Here is a 21,131-nt window from a genome sequence, read left to right on the forward strand (position 1 = left end):
GCTCTCTCCCACACTGGATCTCGGTTGCTCACAAACCTGCGGCCCAGCACAAATCCCCTGTGGGAGCGGGCTTGCCCGCGAAGGCGTCGGCACAGGCGACATCCATACAAGCTGACCCACCGCCATCGCGAGCAAGCTCGCTCCCACACTGGATCTCGGTTGCTCACAAACCTGCGGCCCGGCACAAATCCCTGTGGGAGCGGGCTTGCCCGCGAAGGCGTCGGCACAGGGGACATCGAGGCAAGCTGACCCACCGCCATCGCGAGCAAGCTCGCTCCCACACTGGATCTTGGTTGCTCACAAACCTGCGGTCCGCCACAAATCTCCTGTGGGAGCGGGCCTGCCCGCGAAGGCGTCGGCACAGACGACATCAATGCAAGCTGACCCACCGCCTCGCGAGCAAGCTCGCTCCCACAGTGGTTCTCGGTTGTTCACAAACCTGCGGTCCAGCACAAATCCCTGTGGGAGCGGGCTTGCCCGCGAAGGCGTCGGCACAGGGGACATCGAGGCAAGCTGACCCACCGCTTTCGCGAGCAAGCTCGCTCCCACACTGGATCGCGGTTGTTCACAAACTTGCGGTCCAGCACAAATCCCTGTGGGAGCGGGCTTGCCCGCGAAGGCGTCGGCACAGGGGACATCGAGGCAAGCTGACCCACCGCCTTCGCGAGCAGGCTCGCTCCCACACTGGATCTCGGTTGTTCACAAACCTGCGGCCCAGCACAAATCCCCGGTGGGAGCGGGCTTGCCCGCGAAGGCGTCGGCACAGGCGACATCGAGGCAAGCTGACCCACCGCCTTCGCGAGCAGGCTCGCGCCCACAGGAGGAGTGGTGGAACCGTACCTGCTCGGGATGACGATGGATCAGTGCCGGTGGCATCGACCGATGTCAGATGAAGACGATCTCGTAGGGCATGCCCATGCGATCGAGGATCACCCGTGGCACCAGGGGGGCGATGCCGTTGGCGGGTTCGCCGTTGAGCTGGCTGGCGTAAGCGTACATTGCATGGCGTTTGCGGGCGGTGGTCCAGACATCCAGGCGCAGTTTGCGGGCCCGGTGCCAGGGGATTTTCTTCTGCTCGCGCACCGGCCAGTGCCAAGCCCAGACGGGCAGTTCATTGAACAGCGCGCCGACGGCTTCGGCGGCCTGGGCACCGGCCCGGCCCACGGTGTCGTGGTCGCTGTCGCCGTCCTGGCGCCAGGTGCCGAACACCACGTCACCCGGTCGCAGGTGCTGGCCAATGAAGGCCGTCAACTCGGCCTCGTGTTCGGCCAGGGCCTTTTCCGGAAAACCACCGCGCACCCATTGCAGGCCGTGAGGGGGAATGCCGAGGCGATGCAGGGCGTCCACGCTTTCCTGGGGGTGGGGGCGGTGCATGCGCAAGCGTTCATCGGTCCACAGCGGCGAGCCCGGATGACCGAGATCGCCGTCGGAGACCGAAATCAGCAACATGGGCTGGTCCAGGTTGCTCAACAACTGGATCAAACCGCCACAGGCCCCGACTTCATCGCCCGGATGCGGGGCGAGGATCACGGCGCGGGCGCCGGCGGGCACCAGGGTCTGGGTACTGATGATGGGTATGTCGGCCAGCTGCGGTGCGCTGTTCCATATTTGCGGATGCTGCCGACTGTTCAGGCGAGAGGCGGGTTTCATGGAAAACGTCCTTGTTGTATTCAATCCTGCGGCCTTGCACCGGGCCTGTCGCCCGATGGTGCGCGTGAGGTCATGATTGCCATGGGCGGCGCTCCGAATCCTGGAGTCTACCGCAAGCGAAGTATTGACCATGTCGGCCGATTCGTCGCGTGGCATCTGTGCCTGAGCCGTATTTTTTTCTTCCAACTGGCCTCATGAAAAACGGGGCCACATCCCTGTGGCCCCGTTTTTTCAATGGTTTATCAAAAGTAGTTAATCTTCTTCCTCACGTTGCAATTCAAACAACAACAGCGAACGCCCGGTGACCGAATACTCGCTTTCGAACTCGAAACGCTCCTGGCCGCGCACGGTCGGCTGGTTGGTGTCGACCAGGCAGGTCCAGAAACTGCCCTCCGGCACCTCCGGCAAGCGGAAGTTGACGATGTCATGGTGGGCATTGACCACCAGCAACAACGTCGCATCGCCGCCCTTGCGCCGGATCCCGGTTTCCTGGGCGCGCCCGTCCATCAGCATGCCCAGGCAACGGCCGTGGCTGTCCTGCCATTGCTCAACGGTCATTTCGTTGCCGTCGGGCGCCAACCAAGTGACATCCTTGACGCCGATGTCCTCGTTGTAATTGCCCACCAGGAACCGTCCGCGACGCAGGATCGGGTAGGTCAGGCGCAGCTTGATCAAGCGCTTGACGAACTTGAGCAGGGCCGCGCCATCTTCGCTCAAGTCCCAGTTGACCCAGCCGATCTCGCTGTCCTGGCAGTAGGCGTTGTTGTTGCCGTGCTGGGTGCGGGCGAACTCGTCACCGGCGACGATCATCGGCGTGCCCTGGGCAAACAGCAGGGTGGCGAAGAAGTTGCGCATCTGCCGATGGCGCAGTGCATTGATCTGCGGATCGTCCGTCGGCCCTTCGACGCCATGGTTCCAGGACAGGTTGTTGTTGCTGCCGTCCTGGTTGTTCTCGTCGTTGGCCTCGTTGTGCTTGTCGTTGTACGACACCAGGTCATTGAGGGTGAAGCCGTCGTGGGCGGTGACGAAGTTCACCGAGGCGTAGGGACGTCGGCCGCGCTGGTTGAACATCTCGCCGGACGCCGTCATGCGGCTGGCGAAGTCGGCCAGTTGCCCGTCGTCGCCTTTCCAGAAGGCCCGCACGGTGTCGCGGAACTTGTCGTTCCATTCCATCCAGCCGGGCGGGAAGCCGCCCACCTGGTAGCCGCCGGGACCACAATCCCAAGGCTCGGCGATCATTTTCACCTGGCGCAGCACCGGATCCTGCCGACAGGCGACGAGGAAGCTGTGGCGCTCATCGAAGCCGTCGTGGTAGCGACCGAGGATGGTTGCCAGGTCGAAGCGGAAGCCGTCGACGTGCATTTCCGTGGCCCAGTAGCGCAGGGAGTCGGTGACCATCTGCAAGACGCACGGGTGGCTCAGGTCCAGGGTGTTGCCGGTGCCGGAGTCGTTGATGTAGTAGCGCTTGTCGTCGGGCATCAGCCGGTAGTACGAGGCGTTGTCGATGCCGCGCATGGACAGGGTCGGGCCTTGTTCGTTGCCTTCGGCGGTGTGGTTGTAGACCACGTCGAGGATGACTTCGAGGTTGGCTTCATGCAGGTGCGCGACCATCTCCTTGAACTCGGCGATCTTGCCGCTGGCCAGGTAGCGCGGGTCCGGGGCAAAGAAGGCGATGCTGTTATAGCCCCAGTAGTTGGTCATGCCCTTGTGCAGCAGGTGCTGGTCATTGACGAAACCGTGGATCGGCAGCAGTTCCACCGACGACACGCCGAGCTTGCGGATGTGTTCGAGCACGTCGTCGACCATCAGCCCGGCAAAGGTGCCGCGCAGGTTCTCGGGCACCGAGGGATGGCGCATGCTGATGCCACGCACGTGGGTTTCATACAGGATGGTCTTGTCCCACGGCACGCTGACACGATGGTCGTGGCCCCAGGTATGCGCCGGGTCGATGACCTTGCACTTGGGCACGAACGGCGCGCTGTCACGCTCATCGAAGCTGAGGTCGCCGTCGGGGTGGCCGATGGTGTAGCCGAACAGCGCTTCGGACCATTTCAGCTCACCGACCAGTTGCTTGGCGTACGGGTCGATCAGCAGTTTGTTCGGGTTGAAGCGATGGCCGTTCTCCGGGTCATACGGGCCGTAGACCCGGTAACCGTAGATCAGGCCTGGGTGCGCATCGGGCAGGTAGCCGTGGTAAATCTCGTCGGTGTACTCCGGCAGCTCGATGCGTTCGAGCTCGACCTCGCCGGCATCGTCGAAAATGCACAGTTCGACCTTGGTGGCGTTGGCCGAAAACAGCGCGAAATTGACCCCGAGGCCATCCCAGGTCGCACCAAGCGGAAAAGGCAGCCCTTCACGAATCCGCGAAGCCTCGATGACAGGCGGCGGCGTGGTTTTTTTTGGACGGGTCATAGTTGCTCCTGCAAAAGACAGATACGGCAAAGCAGAGTGGTCAAAAGTGTGTTGATTGCCTGGCGGCTGTCACGGTGCGAGCACCTGTGGCGAAGAGATTTATCCCCGCTGGGGAGCGAATCCCTTCGCCACAAGATGCCGCGCGATGGCAACGCACTGCATGAGCGTTGTGATCAAACCGCTGGAGGCTTGCGCGCCGCCCGTGGTTTTTTCTCGGCAGGTTTTTCAATCGCCGAATTGGCCGCCGCGGGTTTGGCCGCTGGCTTGGCCTTGGGCGCGGCCGCTTTCGGCGCAGGCTTGGGCGCTGAGGCCTTGGCGGCAGGCTTGCTGCCGTCCGCCTTGGGAGCGGGGGCCTTGCCCGCGGCCTTGGGCGGCTTGCTCGGGGCCAGGGCTTCGGCTTCCGCCAGTTTGCGCGCCATCTCCCAGTGGCGCTTTTCGTGCCCGGTGGGTTTACCTTCGGACTCCCAGATCTGATAGGCGAATTCGCGAATACGTTTATCGTCGGTACTCATCGCAGTGCTCCTGACAACTCAAGATTGGATAAAGACATTGACCGGGAAATCCCCCAGCGCGGCGCTGATCATCAGCTCCCCTTGGGGTGTGACTGCTGTGCTTGAAAAAAGTCCCTTCAGTTTTCCCTCCTGGGCGGCAAACGGTAACGCCACGCGGGTATCGCCCCAGTCCGAGGCGGCCACCTGCGGCTGCGCACTGTTTTCCAGCAGGCGTGCCGCGTGGATCGGCACCACCACGACCGCCCGTTGCTGCTGGTGCTCACGCATGAACGCCAGCACCCGCCGGGCTTGCTCGCCGAGCACTTCCAGCGGTTGGTAGCGGCCTTGCTGGAACAATTGCGGGCATTGGGCGCGGATGGCCAGTGTCCTGGCGATGAGCGCCTGCTTGACCCGGCCACTGCGCCAGTCCTGCAGCAACGCCGCCGGGGTGGCGTCGGCCTGCAAGCCCTCGCGACGGGCCTGGAAATCCACCGGGCGCCGGTTGTCCGGGTCCACCAGGCTGAAGTCCCAGAACTCGTTGCCCTGGTACAGGTCCGGCACGCCGGGCACAGTCATGCGCAGCAAGGTTTGCGCCAGGCTGTTGAGCGCGCCCGCCGGCGCGATGGCCTGGACCGCCTCGGCGATGGCGCTGCGCAGCGGCAGCCCCTCATCGCCCAGCAACAAGCGTTCGAGGAACATCTGCGTCGCCTGCTCATAGGCGTCGTTGACCGCCGCCCAGCTGCTTTGCAGCTTGGCTTCGCGCAGGGCCTTGCGCTGCCACTGCCACAGGCGTTCGTTGTACTCGGCCAGGGCCTTGCGGTCCTGGATGTCCAGGTCCAGCGGCCAGCTCCCCAGCAGGGCCTGGTACAGGATCAGCTCATCGCCGGCCGAAGGCGCCGCCGGGTCGCTGTGCAGCGAGGGCGCCAGGATCCGCCATTGTTCCACGCTGGCGGTGTACCAGTCGGCGCGCTCGCTGAGCACGGCGAGCCGGGCGCGGGTGTCTTCGCCACGCTTGTGGTCGTGGGTCGCGGTGGTCATCAGGTTGTCGGGGAAATGTTCGAGTCGCTCCAGGCAGGCATCGTGGAATTCCTGGGGCGGGGCACTGAAGCGTTCGGTGTTGTAGCCCACGTCGTTGCGCGACAACAGCACGGCTGAGCGATACAGCGCGGTGTCTTCCACGGCCTTGGCGGCGGCCGGCGACGTCAGTTGCTGGAAGCGCACGCAGGCATGGCGCAGGCGCTTGCGCTGGGGCCCACGGGGACGTTGCCGCCAGGGCATGCCGCCGAGCCAGCCAGCCAGGCAATCGAGCACTGGCCAATCGGCTTCGCTGAGGGTCTGCCGGGCGCCTTCAAGGGCCTGCTTGAAGAATGCCTCGTCTTCGGCCGAGCGTCCGAGGGGACTGATGTAGGTGCGGTACACCGGAAAGTGCACGATCAGTTCCTGCAAGGCCCGGCGAATCGCGCCCAGGGTCAGGTCGCGGGTCATCACGTCGTCCCGCGCCACCTGCAGCAGGGCCTGGGCGACGCTTTCGAAGTCCCCGGCCAGGGAGCCGTTGAGGATTTGCTGGCGGGCCAGCCGGGCCTCTTCGATGAAGTGCGCCGGTCGTTCGCTCTGGCGGCTCCAGAACTCGGCCAGCGGTTCGGCACCGGCCGGGTCATGTTGCAGCAGCGAAATCTGGTTCATGAACTCGTAGCCGGTGCTGCCATCGACGTTCCAGTCCCGGCGCAGGGTCTCGCCGTCGCCGAGGATCTTTTCGATGAAGATCGGCAGGTGCCGCGACGGCGAAAGCGCGTCGAGGCGCCGGCGCAACTTGCGGCTGTAGCCCCGTGGATCAGCGAGCCCGTCGATGTGATCGATGCGCAGCCCATCCACCAGCCCTGCGCTGATCAGTTGGAAAATCTTCGCGTGGGTGGCTTCGAACACGGCGGGACGCTCGACCCGCAGCCCTCCCAGCTCGTTGACATCGAAGAAGCGCCGCCAGTTGATGTCATCCGCGGCGGTGCGCCAGCTGGCGAGCCGGTAGCTCTGGCGCTCCAGCAGTTGGTGCAGGCGCTCGAAACCCTCGGGTTGCGTGGAATCGTAGCCGCGCAGGTGATCCTCGATGGCCGCGAGGAATCCGGGGGCCGCCGCCAGTTCGCGCAATTCGGCTTGCAATGGGCGGGCGAGGGTATGGGCATCGGTCTGGTAGTTCAGCGTGGTGAAGCGTTCCGCCAACGCCCTGAGCGTTTCCGCCTGTTCGGCGGGCAATTGCTCGGCGGGCTTGAGCAACTCGCCATAGTGCATCGGGCAGATGGGGAAATGGTGCTCGTAGTGCTCGACATAGAAGCTGCCCTGGGCGGCATTGAAACGCAGTTGCAAGGTGCCTTCCTGCAAGGCCACGCCGTAGTCGCTGCCCAGGAACGGCAGCAGCAGCTGGCCTTCCATCAACGGGTCGGGGGAGTGCCACTGGATGTCGAAGAACTCGCCATACGGGCTCAGGCGACCCCATTCCAGCAAGTCCAGCCACCAGGGGTTGTCGTTGCCACCGACGGCCATGTGGTTGGAGACGATGTCGAGGATCAGCCCCATCCGGTGCTCGCGCAGGGTCGCCACCAGGCGTCGCAAGGCATCCTCGTCGCCCAGTTCCGGATTGACCACGGTCGGGTCGACCACATCATAGCCGTGCATGGAGCCGGCCCGGGCCTTGAGCAGCGGGGAGGCGTAAATATGGCTGATGCCCAGCGCGGCGAAGTACGGCACCTGCGCAACGGCATCGTCGAGGGTGAAGCCTTTATGGAATTGCAGGCGAATCGTCGCCCGCAGCGGTTGGATCTCGGTTCGGTTCATCGGTCACGCTCGTTCGCCTGGAGTCGCGCACAGGCGAGTATTTCCAGGCGCCGGGCGGCGTCCGGATGATCCAGCAACGCCTGGCTGTCGTGAGCCAGGCGGCGCCGCCAGTTGGGGTGGGTGTCAATGGTGCCGGGCAGGTTGGCCTGCTCCTCGATGCCCAGGGCATCTTCCAGCGGCAACAGCACCAGCGGTGCGCGGGTGTGGCCGAGGAAGCGCACGCTGGCGTCCAGCACCTGGTCGGTTTCGCGGTGTTCTTCGCGGAAATTCTGCGGATCCTGGTTCAACACGCTGCGCAGGCCTTCGCGTTCGCGCTCGCGGTGCTTGCGCCAGTCCATTTCCGTATGGGAGTCGATCAGGTCGAGTCGGGCGTTCCAGTCGATGTCATGGCCGTGCCACCAGCCGTTTAGGGTCGGCAGGTCGTGGGTGCTGGTCGTTGCCAGCGCGTTGTCCGGCCAGTCGAGGATCGGCTTGAAATGGGTGTTGTCCTGTTCGAACAACAGCACGCGCATGCCCAGGATCGAGCGGGCGCTGAGTTTTTCCCGCAGGCCGTCGGGCACGGTACCGAGGTCTTCGCCCATTACGATGGCCTGGTGTCGGTGGGATTCGAGCGCCAGCAGCCTCAGCAGGTCGTCCACCGGGTAATAAAGATAGGCACCGTCCGAAGGCGGCGCATCGTTAGGGATCACCCACAGGCGTTGCAGGCCCATCACGTGGTCGATGCGCAAGCCGCCGGCGTGGGCGAAGTTGGCCCGCAGCATCTCGATGAACGCACGAAAACCGTTGCGCACCAGGCCTTCGGGGGAAAACGCGGAGATGCCCCAGCCCTGGCCGGAACGGTTGAGAATGTCCGGCGGGGCACCCACGGTCAGTGAGGCGAGCAGTTCATCCTGGCGGCTCCAGGCCTGGCTGCCGGCCCCGTCGGCACCTACCGCGAGGTCGGCGATCAGGCCGATGCCCATGCCGCTGGATTTTGCGGCACTTTGGGCGCGCTCCAGGCACCGGGCGATCAGCCACTGGCAGAACGCATGGAAACCGATTTCATCGGCATTTTCTTCGGCAAAATGCGCCAGCACCGCGCTGCGAGGGTTGCGCCATTCTTCCGGCCACTGCCGCCAGTCGAGGCTTTCACCCCGGGCGGCGCGTTCGGCCTGCAAGGCTTCGAAGCGACAGTGGTTTTCCAACGCTTCGCCACTGGCGTGGCGGAAGCTGCTGAAGTCTTCGTGCAAGGGGTGTTCGCCCTGGCGGAAACCGTCGTACAGGGCGCGCAGGACTTTCTGCTTGGCCTCGGCCGCCACCGGCCAGTCCACGAGGGGCTGGTCCTCGAGTTTTTGCAACTGATTGGCCAGGCCGGTGGCGTCGATGGCGGTGCGCAGGGCACGCTCACCGAGGATGGTCCCCGGCGCAGCATACAGGCTGTTGAGAAACAGCCGGCTGGACGGTGAATAAGGGCTGTAGCGGCCCGTGTCGCTGCTGAACATCGCGTGCATCGGGCTGATGGCGATCGCCTCGGCGCCACGTTCACCGGCCACCCGCGCCAGGTCTTCCAACGCCTGGGTGTCGCCGAAGCCGCCGTCGCCCGGGCGCCGGAGCGCGTACAGCTGGGCGCTCAGGCCCCAGGCCCGGGGCGTCGGATCGTTCACCGCATCGGCGACGCTGTAGCAGCGCGCCGGGGCGACCGCCAGGGTGAAATGTTGGCCGTCGATGCTGACGTGTTGGTAGCCCACCGGCAGCATGCCCGGCAGCTTGGCGTCGGCATCGAGTTTCAGGTTCAGGGTCGCGCCGTCCTCCTGGCGGATCTCGCAGGGCGTGCCGGCTTCGAAGTAGCGACTCAGGTCGACGCTGGCGCCGACATCGGCGGTGAGCAGCGGTGGCAATTGGCGGTTCTGTTGTTCTTGCTGCAATTGCAGCAGGCTGGCGTCGATTTCCTGGGCGCTGCCGGCGGGATGGCCGAGGCCCGTCAAGACCGAGCGCAGGACGGCTGGCGAGACTTTCTGGGCCCGGCCGTTGGCATCGATCCAATCCACCGCCAGGCCTGCCCGGCCAGCGAGGATTTCCAGTTGCGCATCGCTCATGGGCGCTCTCCAGTGAGGGTGGGCAAGGCGGTCGCCTGCGTCAGGCTGACCACCGCGCTGTAGGGCGCAAGGCTGCCCTGTTGCAACAGACCCATGGCGTGTGGCGGATGTTCGAAAAGAATGCGCGGATCTTCAGGAGCGGTATGCGCCACCGGTTGCGCGCTGAGGTTGAGGTCGATGCGCAGCACGCTGCCATCTCCCAATTGCCAACGGGCACTGACGGCGCCATGGCCGAGCACGTCCGTTTCCAGCGCGTGGGCACCGGGCAGGCGCGGGACGATTTCTTCGCGGCGGATCTTCAACAGGCTGCGATACAGCGTCTCGTGGGCCAGTTGTTCCGGTTGCTGGGCTTCCAGGTTCGGGCGCGATGCCTCGAAGGTGGTGGCCGCGTTGGGATCTGGGATCCGCTCGCGTTTTTCCGGGTCGGCAAAGGCGCTGAACGCCTTGAACTCATTGCGCCGGCCTTCGCGTACCAACTCCGCCAGTTCACCGTGATGGCTGGTGAAGAACAGGAAGGGCTGCTGGGCGAGCACTTCATCTCCCATGAACAGCAACGGGATCATCGGTGAGAGCAGCAGCAGGACGGTGGCCGCCTGCAAGGCCTGGGGCGGGGCCAGTTGGTGCAGGCGCTCACCAAGGGCCCGGTTGCCGATCTGGTCGTGGTTCTGCAGGAACAGCACGAACGCGCTGGGGGGCAGGTGCCCGCTGGGCTCGCCCCGGGGCTCGCCGTGGCGGTTGATGTGGCCCTGGAACACGAAGCCCTGGCTGAGGCAGCGCGCCAGTTGTTCCGTGGGCTGTTCGGCGTAGTCGGCGTAATAGGCGTCGGTTTCGCCAGTGAGCAAGACGTGCAGGGCGTTGTGGCCGTCGTCGTTCCACTGGGCGTCGTAGCCCTGTTCCAGCAGGCTGGCCTGGTTGTGCTCGTTTTCCACGGTCAGCCAGACATGCCGGGTCGGGTCCACCTGTTCGCGCACCCGGGTGGCCAGCTCCTGGAGAAAGTCCGGGTCTTCGATGGCGTGCACGGCATCGAGGCGCAGGCCGTCGATGCGGTACTCCAGCACCCACATGAGGGCGTTGTCGATGAAGAAGTCGCGCACTTCGCGGCGGCGAAAATCGATCGCCGCGCCCCAGGGCGTGTGCTTGTCTTCGCGGAAGAACCCCTTGGCATAGCGATGCAGGTAGTTGCCGTCCGGGCCGAAGTGGTTGTAGACCACGTCGAGGATCACCGCCAACCCGTGGCCATGGGCGCTGTCGATCAGGTGCTTGAGCTGTTCCGGCGTGCCGTAGGAGGCCTGGGGTGCGTAGGGCAGGACCCCGTCGTAGCCCCAGTTGCGGTCGCCGGGAAACTGCGACAGCGGCATCAGTTCGATGGCCGTGACGCCAAGCCCCGCCAGGTGTGCAAGGTGTTGCTCGACCCCTTCGAACCCACCCAGGGCGCCAACGTGCAGTTCATAGATGACCGCGTCGTACCAGGGCCGGCCGGACCAAGCGGTGTGTCGCCATTGATAGGCATGGGGGTCGACCACCACGCTGTGGCGGTCGATGTCGCCGGCCTGGGCGCGGGAGGCCGGGTCCGGCACCTCCAGCTCGCCGTCGATGTTGAAGCGGTAGCGCGTACCCGCGGGGCACTTGGTCTGGATCATGAACCAGCCGTCGGCCTGGGGCAGCAGGGGGATTGAATCTCCAGAGTCGAATTCGACACTGACAAAAAAAGCATCCGGTGCCCAGAGGGCGAAGCGGGTGTGCTCGTCATCGAGCATCACCGCACCGTGGGTCCATGTATCAGGCGTCCTTGACGACATCGTTACCTCATTGTCTGGCCGATTTACCCAGTGATTTAGCCACCAGCTGTTCGTAGAGTTCGGCGTAGGGTTCCACAGCCTTGCTCCAGTTGAAGGGTGCCGACATGGCCCGGCAGCGCATGGCGTTGAGCAGTTCGGGGAATTCGAAGACCTTGAAGGCTCGCTCCAGGGCTTGCTTGTAGCTCTCGACGGTGGACTCATCGAACAGGAAGCCGGTGACGCCGTCCTCGATGGTGTCCGCCAGCCCGCCAGTGTTGCGCGCCACCGGCAGCGAGCCGAAGCGCTGGGCGTACATCTGGCTCAGGCCGCAGGGCTCGTAGCGCGAAGGCATCAGCAGGAAGTCGCTGCCGGCGAACATGCGCCGCGCGTCGGTCTCATTGAAGCCGATGCGCACGCCGATGCGGCCCGGGAAACGCAGCGCCAGTTCGCGCATGGCTTGTTCTTCCTCCGGCTCGCCCCGGCCGATGATCGCGATCTGGCCGCCCGATTCGACGATGAATTCGGCGACCGCTTCGGTCAGGTCCAGGCCCTTCTGGTAGACCAGACGCGAGACCACGGCGAACAGTGGGCCGGCGGAGTCGTCCAGGCCGAACAGTTCGCGCACGTGGGCGGCGTTGACGGCCTTGCCTTCCCAGTCGCCGATGGCGAACTTGCGGAACAGGTGCGTGTCGCTGGCCGAGTCCCAGCTTTCATCGATGCCGTTGGGAATGCCGCTGAGCAAGCCTTGCTGGGTCTTGGCCGCCAGGAAGCCATCGAGCCCGCAGCCGAAGGTCGGCGTGGTGATTTCCTGGGCGTAGGTGGCGCTGACCGTGGTGATGTGGCTGGAGTAGGCCATGCCGGCCTTGAGGAACGACAGTTTGCCGTAGAACTCCATGCCTTCCTGTTGCAGGGCATGTTCGGGGATGCCCAATTCCGGGCAGCAGGCCAGGCTCACGACGCCCTGGTACGCCAGGTTGTGAATGGTGAACAGCGTCGGGGTGCGTTGGCCACGCCAGTGCATGTAGGCCGGTGCCAGCCCGGCTGGCCAGTCGTGGGCGTGGACCAGGTCGGGGCACCAGTGGATCTGGGCGAGGTTGGCGGCGATATCAGCGGCCGCCAGGCCCAGGCGGGCGAAGCGGATGTGGTTGTCCGGCCAGTCGCGACCGTTGTTGGCGCCATAGGGCGAGCCTTCGCGGGCGTACAGCTCGGGGCAGATCAAGACGTAGATGACCAGGCCGTCGGCCATGTCCATGCGGCCGATCTTGCAGGGCGGCAACGCGGCGTGGCCGCCCAGTTCGCCGATGATGTGGATCGGATTGCCGCTGTTCATGACTTGCGGATAGCCGGGAATCAATACCCGCACATCATGCAGGCCGGCCATGGCCCGGGGCAGCGCCGAAGACACGTCGCCCAAGCCACCGGTCTTGACCAGGTCGGCGATTTCCGACGTGACGAACAAGACTTTCTTGCGATTGGGGTTGTGTCGAACGACGGGGAGCAGTGCCTTGCCGCCGGTGGCGAGCACCGGAGCCGTCGGCGATCCGGCCGCCGGCGGTAATTGAGAACGGACCTGTTGTGGTTCCAAGGCAGCACTGATCATAAATCTCTCCTGTTTTCTCGATCTGTTTCCGGCATGCGCCAGAGCTGTAGTTACATCGGCCGAATCCTGCGGCCAGGCGCACAAGCGCTACGCAAGGAAAGCAAAGCGCTGCCCAATGCGGCGAAGCGAATCAGGTGGGAGGGCCGTTGCAAGGACTGCACCAGCCACTGTTGCCCTTCATTTACCCTGACCTGTCGCCGTTGCGAAAAGTTTCGACTTTTTTTCATCCCGATGACCGGTCGGTATGACCTGCGGATCGCGAGTCTAGGACAGAAGCTAGAGCGCTGCGGTGCGCTTCGTCGAATTGTCCGACAATCACGTTTTTTGTCTGCAATGTCTTACATGACAGCGCGAAATACGCGCCGACGAAGTGCATGTTTCTGAAATCAAAACCGTGTAGGGGGCAGGCCGTGTTTTATCGAGGCGCGCGATGGGATGGCGGGGCGCACCATAAAGGGGCGTGGCGAGTGGAGGCGTTTTGATGGCTGTTCTGGGCGCTCGCTAACCAGCTCCTGTGGGAGCGGGCTTGCCCGCGAAGGCTTCGGCACAGGCGATATCAATGTAAGCTGACCCACCGCCATCGCGAGCAAGCTCGCTCCCACACTGGATCTCGGTTGCTTACAAACCTACGGCCCAGCACAAATCCCTGTGGGAGCGGGCCTGCCCGCGAAGGCGTCGGCAAAGCGACATCGAGGCAAGCTGATCCGCCGCCATCGTGAGCAAGCTCGCTCCCACACTGGATCTCGGTTGCTCACAAACCTGCGGCCCAGCACAAATCCCCTGTGGGAGCGGGCTTGCCCGCGAAGGCGTCGGCACAGGCGATATCAATGTAAGCTGACCCACCGCTATCGCGAGCAAGCCCGCTCCCACACGGGATCTCGGTTGCTTACAAACCTGCGGTCCAGCACAAATCCCTTGTGGGAGCGGGCTTGCCCGCGAAGGTGGCGGCACAAGCGACATCCATGCAAGCTGACCCACCGCCATCGCGAGCAAGCTCGCTCCCACACGGGATCTCGGTTGCTTACAAACCTGCGGCCCACCGCAAATCCCCTGTGGGAGCGGGCCTGCCCGCGAAGGCGTAGGCACAAGCGACATCAATGCAAGCTGACCCACCGTCATCGCGAGCAAGCTCGCTCCCACACTGGATGTCGGTTGCTCACAAACCTGCGGCCCACCGCAAATCCCCTGTGGGAGCGGGCTTGCCCGCGAAGGCTTCGGCACAGGCGATATCAATGCAAGCTGACCCACCGCTTTCGCGAGGAGGCTCGCTCCCACAGGTGAGAGTTCGGAAGGGGGAGTGAGGGTGCAGGACATCAGGCTTGTGGGAGCAAGCTCCCACAAGATGCTTCACAAGCCCTGCCCTGGAAGGAGGGCCGTTTCCACGGGAAGGACAGCGGGTTGCCCGATGCCACTTCCCGGTGCCGTGCCTCTGCGTCGCTTACCGCGCCACAGCCTGGTTCTGGTGGGACAACTGTGCGTGCTGCAACTGCATGCGCAGCTGCGTCACTTCATCTAGCAGCAGATCGCGCTCTTCCTTGAGAAGGCGCAATTCATCGCGACGAATGGTCACATAAAGGGTTTGGGGAGGACGTGCGGTAACGACAGGGCCCATTGCTCACCTCGCAAATGGCGTACATCAACTATAGAGATGTCGCCAGTATTTGGTCGACACCTCTACTATCGGCGCCGATTCTGATTTCTTTTGCTTGTGATTGGAACTTTTTTATTTTTCATGGTCGCTGTGTCTTTGGCCGGGATTGGAGCGTTATCCCTTGTGATCGCTCGAATTACCCGGAAACTATGCAGCAATGCTCTGGACTAACCCCCAACTGTCTTTTGAGCTAAACCTTTGACTTACCTTTATTTGTAGTAGGGAGCATCAGCACATGCAACTCGGGATTATTGGACTGGGCCGCATGGGCGGCAATATTGCGCGGCGCCTGATGCTCAATGGGCACGCCACCGTGGTCTATGACCGCAACGCTGCGTTCGTCGAAAATCTCAGCCAGGAGGGCGCTACCGGCGTCGCGGACCTGCCGGCGCTGGTCGCGGCGCTGGAGCAGCCGCGGGCGGTCTGGGTGATGCTGCCGGCCGGCGCGCCCACGGAAGACACCATCAACGTGCTCAGCGAATTGCTGGCGCCGGGCGATGTGATCATCGACGGCGGCAACACGTACTACAAGGACGATATCCGCCGGGCCCAGGCCCTGCTGGAAAAGGGCCTCCACTACATCGACGTCGGCACCTCCGGTGGCGTCTGGGGCCTGGAGCGCGGCTACTGCATGATGATTGGCGGTGACGCCGAGGTGGTGAAGCGCCTGGATCCGCTGTTCGACAGCCTGGCGCCAGGCATGGGCGATATCCCACGCACCCGCGACCGCAAGTCCGACGACGACCGCGCCGAACGCGGCTACATCCACGCCGGCCCTGCCGGTGCCGGGCATTTCGTCAAGATGATCCACAACGGCATCGAGTACGGCATGATGCAGGCCTTCGCCGAAGGGTTTGACATCCTCAAGACCAAATCCAGCGAAAGCCTGCCACCGGAGCAGCGTTTCGATCTGAACGTCGCCGATATCGCTGAAGTCTGGCGTCGCGGCAGCGTGGTGTCGTCCTGGTTGCTGGACCTGACCGCCGATGCCCTGGCCAGCGATCCGAAGCTGGACGGCTTCTCCGGCGAAGTCGCCGACAGCGGGGAAGGGCGCTGGACCATCGAAGCCGCCATCGAACAGGCCGTGCCGGTGCCGGTACTCTCCAGCTCGTTGTTCGCCCGTTTCCGCTCGCGCCAGCAGAGCACCTATGGCGACAAGATGCTCTCGGCCATGCGCTTCGGCTTTGGCGGCCACGTGGAGACACCGAAAAAATGACCGCGATCGGCAGCAAATCCAAGGCAGAACCCGCGCCGCCGACCACGTTGTTCCTGTTCGGCGCCCACGGCGACCTGGTCAAGCGCCTGCTGATGCCGGCGCTGTACCACCTCAGTCGCGACGGTCTGCTGGGGGATGGGCTGCGGATCGTCGGGGTCGACCATAACGCCATCAGCGATGTGGATTTCGCCAACAAGCTCGAGGCTTTCATCCGCAGCGAAGCGGCCAGCAAGGGCGGCGACGCCGAGCACGCGCTCGACCCACAGCGCTGGGCCAGCCTGGCACGAGGCATCAGCTACGTGCAGGGTGACTTCCTCGATGACAGCACCTATGCGGCGCTGGCGGCGAAGATCGCCCCCCGCGGCACCGGCAACGCGGTGTTCTACCTGGCGACCGCGCCGCGCTTCTTCAGCGAGGTGGTCACCCGCCTCGGCGCGGCCGGGCTGCTCAACGAACAGGACGATGCCTTCCGGCGCGTGGTGATCGAAAAGCCGTTCGGCTCCGACCTGCGCACCGCCGAAGCGCTGAACGCCTGCCTGCTCAAGGTCATGAGCGAGAAGCAGATCTATCGGATCGACCATTACCTGGGCAAGGAAACGGTACAGAACATCCTCGTCAGCCGTTTCTCCAACAGCCTGTTCGAGGCGTTCTGGAACAACCATTACATCGACCACGTGCAGATCACCGCCGCCGAAACCGTCGGCGTGGAAACCCGTGGCAGCTTTTATGAACGCACCGGTGCCCTGCGGGACATGGTGCCCAATCATCTGTTTCAACTGCTGGCGATGGTGGCCATGGAGCCGCCGGCCGCCTTCGGTGCGGACGCGGTGCGCGGCGAGAAGGCCAAGGTCGTCGGCGCGATCCGGCCCTGGTCGGTGGAACAGGCCCGTGCCAACTCGGTGCGCGGCCAGTACACGGCTGGCGAGCTTGGCGGCAAGGCGGTCAACGGTTATCGCGAGGAAGCCAACGTCGCGGCCGACAGCACCACCGAGACCTATGTCGCCCTCAAGGTCATGATCGATAACTGGCGTTGGGTCGGCGTGCCGTTCTACCTGCGCACCGGCAAGCGCATGAGCGTGCGCGACACGGAAATCGTCATTTGCTTCAAGCCAGCGCCTTACGCGCAGTTTCGCGACACCGAAGTCGACGAATTGCAACCTACGTACTTGAGAATCCAGATCCAGCCCAATGAAGGCATGTGGTTCGACCTGCTGGCCAAGCGCCCCGGGCCGGCCCTCGACATGGCGAACATCGAACTGGGCTTTGCCTACAAGGATTTCTTCGAAATGCAACCGTCCACGGGTTACGAAACCCTGATCTACGATTGCCTGACCGGCGACCAGACCCTGTTCCAGCGCGCCGACAACATCGAAAACGGCTGGCGCGCGGTGCAACCGTTCCTCGACGCCTGGCAACAGGACGCGACGTTCCAGCCCTACAAGGCCGGCGAAGACGGGCCGGCCGCCGCCGATGACCTGCTGACACGCGATGGTCGCGTCTGGCATGGCCTCGGATGAGCGAGTCGTTGAAACACCCCATCCGTTTCCTGCTCAGTGACATGGACGGCACCTTGTTGTTGCCCGACCACAGTCTCAACCAGCGTACCATCGAAGCAGTGCGTTCGCTGCGCGGGGCCGGCGTGCTGTTCAGCCTCGCCACCGGCCGCCCGCCGCGGGCGATGCGGCAGCAGATCGAAGCCCTGGGGGTCGATCTGCCCACCGCGGCCTTCAATGGCGGCACGCTGGTGCACCCGGACGGCAGTTTCCTGGCCGTGCACTACCTGCCCCCCGAGGTGGCGCTGACCACCCTGGCGCTGTACGCCGATCAACCGGGGATCGAGGTCTGGGTATTCGCCGACGGCGACTGGCTGGTGCTCGATGCCCATGGGCCCATGGTGCCGGTGGAAACCCGTGGCCTGGGCTATCCGCCCGTGCAGGTGGAGAGTTTCGAACCTTACCTGGAGCGAATCGACAAGATCGTCGCCACCAGTGCCAACACCGATTTGCTGGTGGAGCTGGAGGCACGCCTGCATCCATTGCTCAAGGGGCAGGCCCAGGTGTCGCGTTCGCAGCCCATCTACCTGGACGTCACGGCGCTCAAGGCCAACAAGGGGGAGGCATTGTCGACCCTGGCGGATTTCCTCGGCGTGCCGCTGGAGCAGACCGCCGCGATGGGCGATGGGGGCAACGACCCGGCGATGTTCCATCGCGCGGGCCTGTCGATTGCCATGGGGCAGGCGGAAGAGGCGATCCGGCGCCAGGCCGATGTCGTCACCGCCGCCAACACCGAAGACGGGGCGGCGCTGGCGATCGAGCGCTACATCCTGCCCCGGTGACCGGCGGCATCCGGCCCTATTTGTGGGAGCGAGGCTGCTCGCTTCCACAAGGGCTTGTCGGCTACAGCCAGTACGTGACCGCGTACCAGCCCAGTCCACCCATGACCACGGTATAGGGCAGCGCCATCCAGACCATGCGGCCGTAGGACAGGCGGATCAGCGGGGCAATCGCCGAGGTCAACAGGAACAGGAACGCCGCCTGGCCGTTGGGGGTGGCGACGCTGGGCAGGTTGGTGCCGGTGTTGATGGCCACCGCCAGGGTTTCGAACTGCTCGCGGCTCATGTGGCCGGAGACGAATGCCTGCTTCACTTCGGTGATGTAGATGGTCGCGACGAACACGTTGTCGCTGATGGCCGACAGCAGGCCATTGGCGATGAACAGCATGCCCGGTTGCTGGTCGGCGGGCAGGGCCAGCACCCACTGGATCAAGGGGGTGAACAACTGCTGGTCATGAATGACCGCCACCACTGCGAAAAACACCACCAGCAATGCGGTGAACGGCATGGCGTCCTTGAAGGCATTGCCGAGGCGGTGTTCATCGGTGATGCCGGTGAATGCGGTGATCAATACGATGACCATCAGGCCGATCAAGCCGACTTCGGCAATGTGCAATGCCAGGCCGACGATCAGGATCAGCGCGGCGATGCCTTGGACGATCAAGGCCGCCCGTTGGCGTGAAGTGCGTTCACGGTTGTCCTGCTCGGCGTAGTCGGCCAGCACCGCTCGCACGTTGTCCGGCAGCAGCGTGCCGTAGCCGAACCCGCGCAGCTTTTCCAGCACCACGCAGGTGACCAGGCCGGCCGCCAGCACCGGCAGCGAGACTGGCGCGACTTTCACGAAGAACTCGGCGAAATGCCAACCCATTTCATGGCCGATCAACAGGTTCTGCGGCTCGCCCACCAGGGTGCAGACACCCCCCAGCGCGGTGCCGACGGCGCCATGCATCAACAGGCTGCGCAGGAACGCCCGGAACTGCTCCAGGTCGTCATGATGCAGAGTGGGCAGGGCATGGTCTTCATCGACGTTGCTGTCCTGGCGCGGATCGTTGCCCGAGGCCACGCGGTGATACACCGAATAAAAGCCCACGGCGGCACTGATGATTACCGCGGTGACGGTCAGCGCGTCGAGAAAGGCCGACAGGAATGCCGAGAGAAAGCAGAACATCAGCGCCAGCAGCGCCTTGGAACGCACGCCCAGGAGCAGGCGCGAGAACAGGAACAGCAGCAAATCCTTCATGAAGTAGATGCCGGCCACCATGAACATCAGCAGCAGGATCACCGGGAAGTTATGCAGCAGTTCGTCGTAGAGTGCCTTGGGCGTGGTCATGCCCAGCAGCAGGGCTTCCACCAACAGCAGGCCGCCGGGCATCAACGGGTAGCACTTGAGCGCCATGGCCAGGGTGAAGATGAATTCCACCACCAGCATCCAGCCGGCGGCGACCGGGCCCAGTGTCCACAGCACCACGGCGTTGAGAATCAGGAAGGTGATGATGCACGCCTTGTACCAGCGCGGGGAATGCCCCAGAAAGTTGTGCGCGAAAGCCTGAGCCATTGGACCGGACATCGGCTGCTCCTTTTAATTAGAAGCGCGCAACTTGCCGTAACACATGCGGAATATCAAGCGCTGGAGGGAATACCGCCACGTTATCCCCAATACCGCGCGACCACCGCGCGACAGCTGCCATGGAGCGAATAGCCGCCCACCAGGATTTTTCCGTCGGCCTGCACCGCCAGTGAGGTGGCGGTGTCCAGGCTGTAGCCCAGGCGCGTGCGAACCCAGCCCTGGCCTTCGCCGAAGTCCGGGTCGAGGTTGGCGTCCGGCAAGTGCCGGGCCAGCACGAAGTCGGCCTCGATGCCGCCGAGGGTGGCACCGGCGGTCAGCAGCTTTCCATCCGCCTGGACCTGGGCCGCGGTCCAGTGGCTGGCGCCGCGGCCGATTTCCAGCAGCCGGCACTGGCCCTGGTTGCTCCGGTGATCCGGTATGCCGTCACGGCGTACTTTCAACGACAGGCTGTGCATCGGGTCGCGGCTGCTGCCAAACGCCTGCAGGTCACCGTTGGCATGCTGGACGATCTGGCTGACCATCACGCTGTGGTCCTGGGCCAGGATGGACAGGAAGCCGTCGTCGCCGAAGCGGCTGTCGAGGTTGCCGTGGGTGTCGTAGCGCGCGATCAGGCCGTGCTGGGGCAGGTCGATGGCGCCACCGACGAGAATATGGCCGTCGGCCTGGAGCGTCAGGCAGCCCAGCCAGGTGTTTTTCAGCAAGCGCCGGACCATCACGAAGCCGCGCCCATTGAAGGTGTTGTCCAGTTCACCATCCGGCAGGAGCCGGATCAGTACGCCGACGTGGTCGGACAGTTGAAAGTGATGGTTGGCCAGCAGGAGAATCCGGCCGTCGCCCTGCACCTGCAGGTCGCAGGCTTCGAGGCCGGGGACGCCGGGTGGCAGCCAGGGGTCGCGCAGCCCCTGGGAAAGATTGCCGCAGAGCCGGACGATCCGCCGGCCGGCGTCGCCGAAGGTGTGCACGGCGCGGCCGTGTTGATCGAACAGGGCGAGGGCGGGCAGGGTATGGTCATTGCTTTCGTAGTGCAGGCCGCAGAGCAGGATCTGCCCATCGGGCAACTCGATCACCTTGCCTGCGGTGGCGTCGAAGCCGTCTTCGAACGAGCCGATGACGTTGCCCGCTGTGCCGAAGCCGGGATCGGCCGAGCCGTTCTGGTTCAGTCGGGCGAGCCCGAACCGGCTGCCCTGGAGGGTTTCGACCCTGGCCGCGACCAGGGTTCGACCGGCGTGGTCCAGGGTCAGCCCGGTGAGCCGGCTCGACGTGCTGCCCTCGAAATGAACCCAGGCTTTGCCGTTGTCGGCAAAGCCTGGGTCAAGTTGCCCTGCGCGGGCCGCAGCCCTGGAAAACGCCAACGCGGATTGTTCGGGCATGCCTGCCTCTCCTTGTGCGTCGACGCCCCGAAAGGGCGACGACGGCATGAAGGCAACATTCAAACCCTGAATGTGACAGTGCACAACTGTCAGGTCTCACAGATGCAGGTGCGTTTCGTGCCATAACGATGGCTTTTCGATCCAGTGCCAAGCCTGCAACCCA

Annotated in this window: 13 protein-coding genes; 3 read left to right on the forward strand and 10 right to left on the reverse strand. The window is 64.2% G+C overall.

Annotated elements, in window-relative coordinates:
• Nucleotides 1-885 precede the first annotated feature (885 nt).
• From Q6A48_RS22705 to Q6A48_RS22740, 8 genes are all read right to left on the reverse strand, one after another.
• Nucleotides 886-1,650, reverse strand: a complete 765-nt coding sequence (locus Q6A48_RS22705) for a PIG-L deacetylase family protein (protein WP_304556621.1) — start codon at nt 1,648-1,650, stop codon at nt 886-888.
• A gap of 252 nt (nt 1,651-1,902) precedes the next feature.
• A complete protein-coding gene (glgX, locus tag Q6A48_RS22710) occupies nt 1,903-4,062 on the reverse strand; it encodes a glycogen debranching protein GlgX (RefSeq protein ID WP_304556622.1) in 2,160 nt (719 codons plus the stop codon).
• Between the two features lie 173 nt (nt 4,063-4,235).
• Nucleotides 4,236-4,574 carry a DUF2934 domain-containing protein gene (locus Q6A48_RS22715; RefSeq protein WP_304556623.1) on the reverse strand — a complete coding sequence of 113 codons (339 nt, stop codon included), beginning with the start codon at nt 4,572-4,574 and terminating at the stop codon, nt 4,236-4,238.
• 18 nt (nt 4,575-4,592) lie between these two features.
• A complete protein-coding gene (locus tag Q6A48_RS22720; protein ID WP_304556624.1) occupies nt 4,593-7,379 on the reverse strand; it encodes a malto-oligosyltrehalose synthase in 2,787 nt (928 codons plus the stop codon).
• Nucleotides 7,376-9,454: a 4-alpha-glucanotransferase gene (gene malQ, locus Q6A48_RS22725; protein WP_304556625.1), complete on the reverse strand. Its 2,079-nt coding sequence runs from the start codon at nt 9,452-9,454 to the stop codon at nt 7,376-7,378. The genes Q6A48_RS22720 and malQ overlap by 4 nt, the downstream gene beginning before the upstream one ends.
• Nucleotides 9,451-11,253: a malto-oligosyltrehalose trehalohydrolase gene (treZ, locus tag Q6A48_RS22730; RefSeq protein ID WP_304556626.1), complete on the reverse strand. Its 1,803-nt coding sequence runs from the start codon at nt 11,251-11,253 to the stop codon at nt 9,451-9,453. The genes malQ and treZ overlap by 4 nt, the downstream gene beginning before the upstream one ends.
• A 7-nt stretch (nt 11,254-11,260) precedes the next feature.
• Nucleotides 11,261-12,832, reverse strand: a complete 1,572-nt coding sequence (glgA, locus tag Q6A48_RS22735) for a glycogen synthase GlgA (protein ID WP_304556627.1) — start codon at nt 12,830-12,832, stop codon at nt 11,261-11,263.
• A 1,438-nt stretch (nt 12,833-14,270) separates the two neighbouring features.
• Nucleotides 14,271-14,444 carry a DUF6026 family protein gene (locus Q6A48_RS22740; protein ID WP_172679699.1) on the reverse strand — a complete coding sequence of 58 codons (174 nt, stop codon included), beginning with the start codon at nt 14,442-14,444 and terminating at the stop codon, nt 14,271-14,273.
• Nucleotides 14,445-14,694: 250 nt separating this feature from the next.
• Between Q6A48_RS22740 and gnd the strand changes: the two genes are divergently transcribed.
• From gnd to Q6A48_RS22755, 3 genes are read left to right on the forward strand one after another with little or no spacing between them, the layout of a single operon-like run.
• Nucleotides 14,695-15,699 (forward strand): phosphogluconate dehydrogenase (NAD(+)-dependent, decarboxylating), encoded by a 1,005-nt coding sequence (gnd, locus tag Q6A48_RS22745; RefSeq protein WP_304556649.1) that lies wholly within the window; start codon nt 14,695-14,697, stop codon nt 15,697-15,699.
• Nucleotides 15,696-17,216, forward strand: a complete 1,521-nt coding sequence (gene zwf, locus Q6A48_RS22750) for a glucose-6-phosphate dehydrogenase (protein ID WP_304556628.1) — start codon at nt 15,696-15,698, stop codon at nt 17,214-17,216. Before gnd ends, zwf begins: the two co-directional genes overlap by 4 nt.
• On the forward strand, nt 17,213-18,034 hold the full coding sequence (locus Q6A48_RS22755) for an HAD family hydrolase (protein ID WP_304556629.1): 822 nt from the start codon (nt 17,213-17,215) through the stop codon (nt 18,032-18,034). Before zwf ends, Q6A48_RS22755 begins: the two co-directional genes overlap by 4 nt.
• A gap of 61 nt (nt 18,035-18,095) precedes the next feature.
• On the opposite strand, the gene nhaB is transcribed toward Q6A48_RS22755, so the two are convergent.
• The gene (nhaB, locus tag Q6A48_RS22760) at nt 18,096-19,598 is read right to left on the reverse strand and encodes a sodium/proton antiporter NhaB (protein ID WP_304556630.1); all 1,503 of its coding nucleotides are present in this window, start codon (nt 19,596-19,598) and stop codon (nt 18,096-18,098) included.
• Nucleotides 19,599-19,678: 80 nt separating this feature from the next.
• A complete protein-coding gene (locus Q6A48_RS22765; RefSeq protein ID WP_304556631.1) occupies nt 19,679-20,968 on the reverse strand; it encodes an NHL repeat-containing protein in 1,290 nt (429 codons plus the stop codon).
• Nucleotides 20,969-21,131 lie beyond the last annotated feature (163 nt).

Source organism: Pseudomonas citrullilanati, assembly GCF_030580855.1.
Lineage (GTDB): Bacteria > Pseudomonadota > Gammaproteobacteria > Pseudomonadales > Pseudomonadaceae > Aquipseudomonas > Aquipseudomonas citrulli.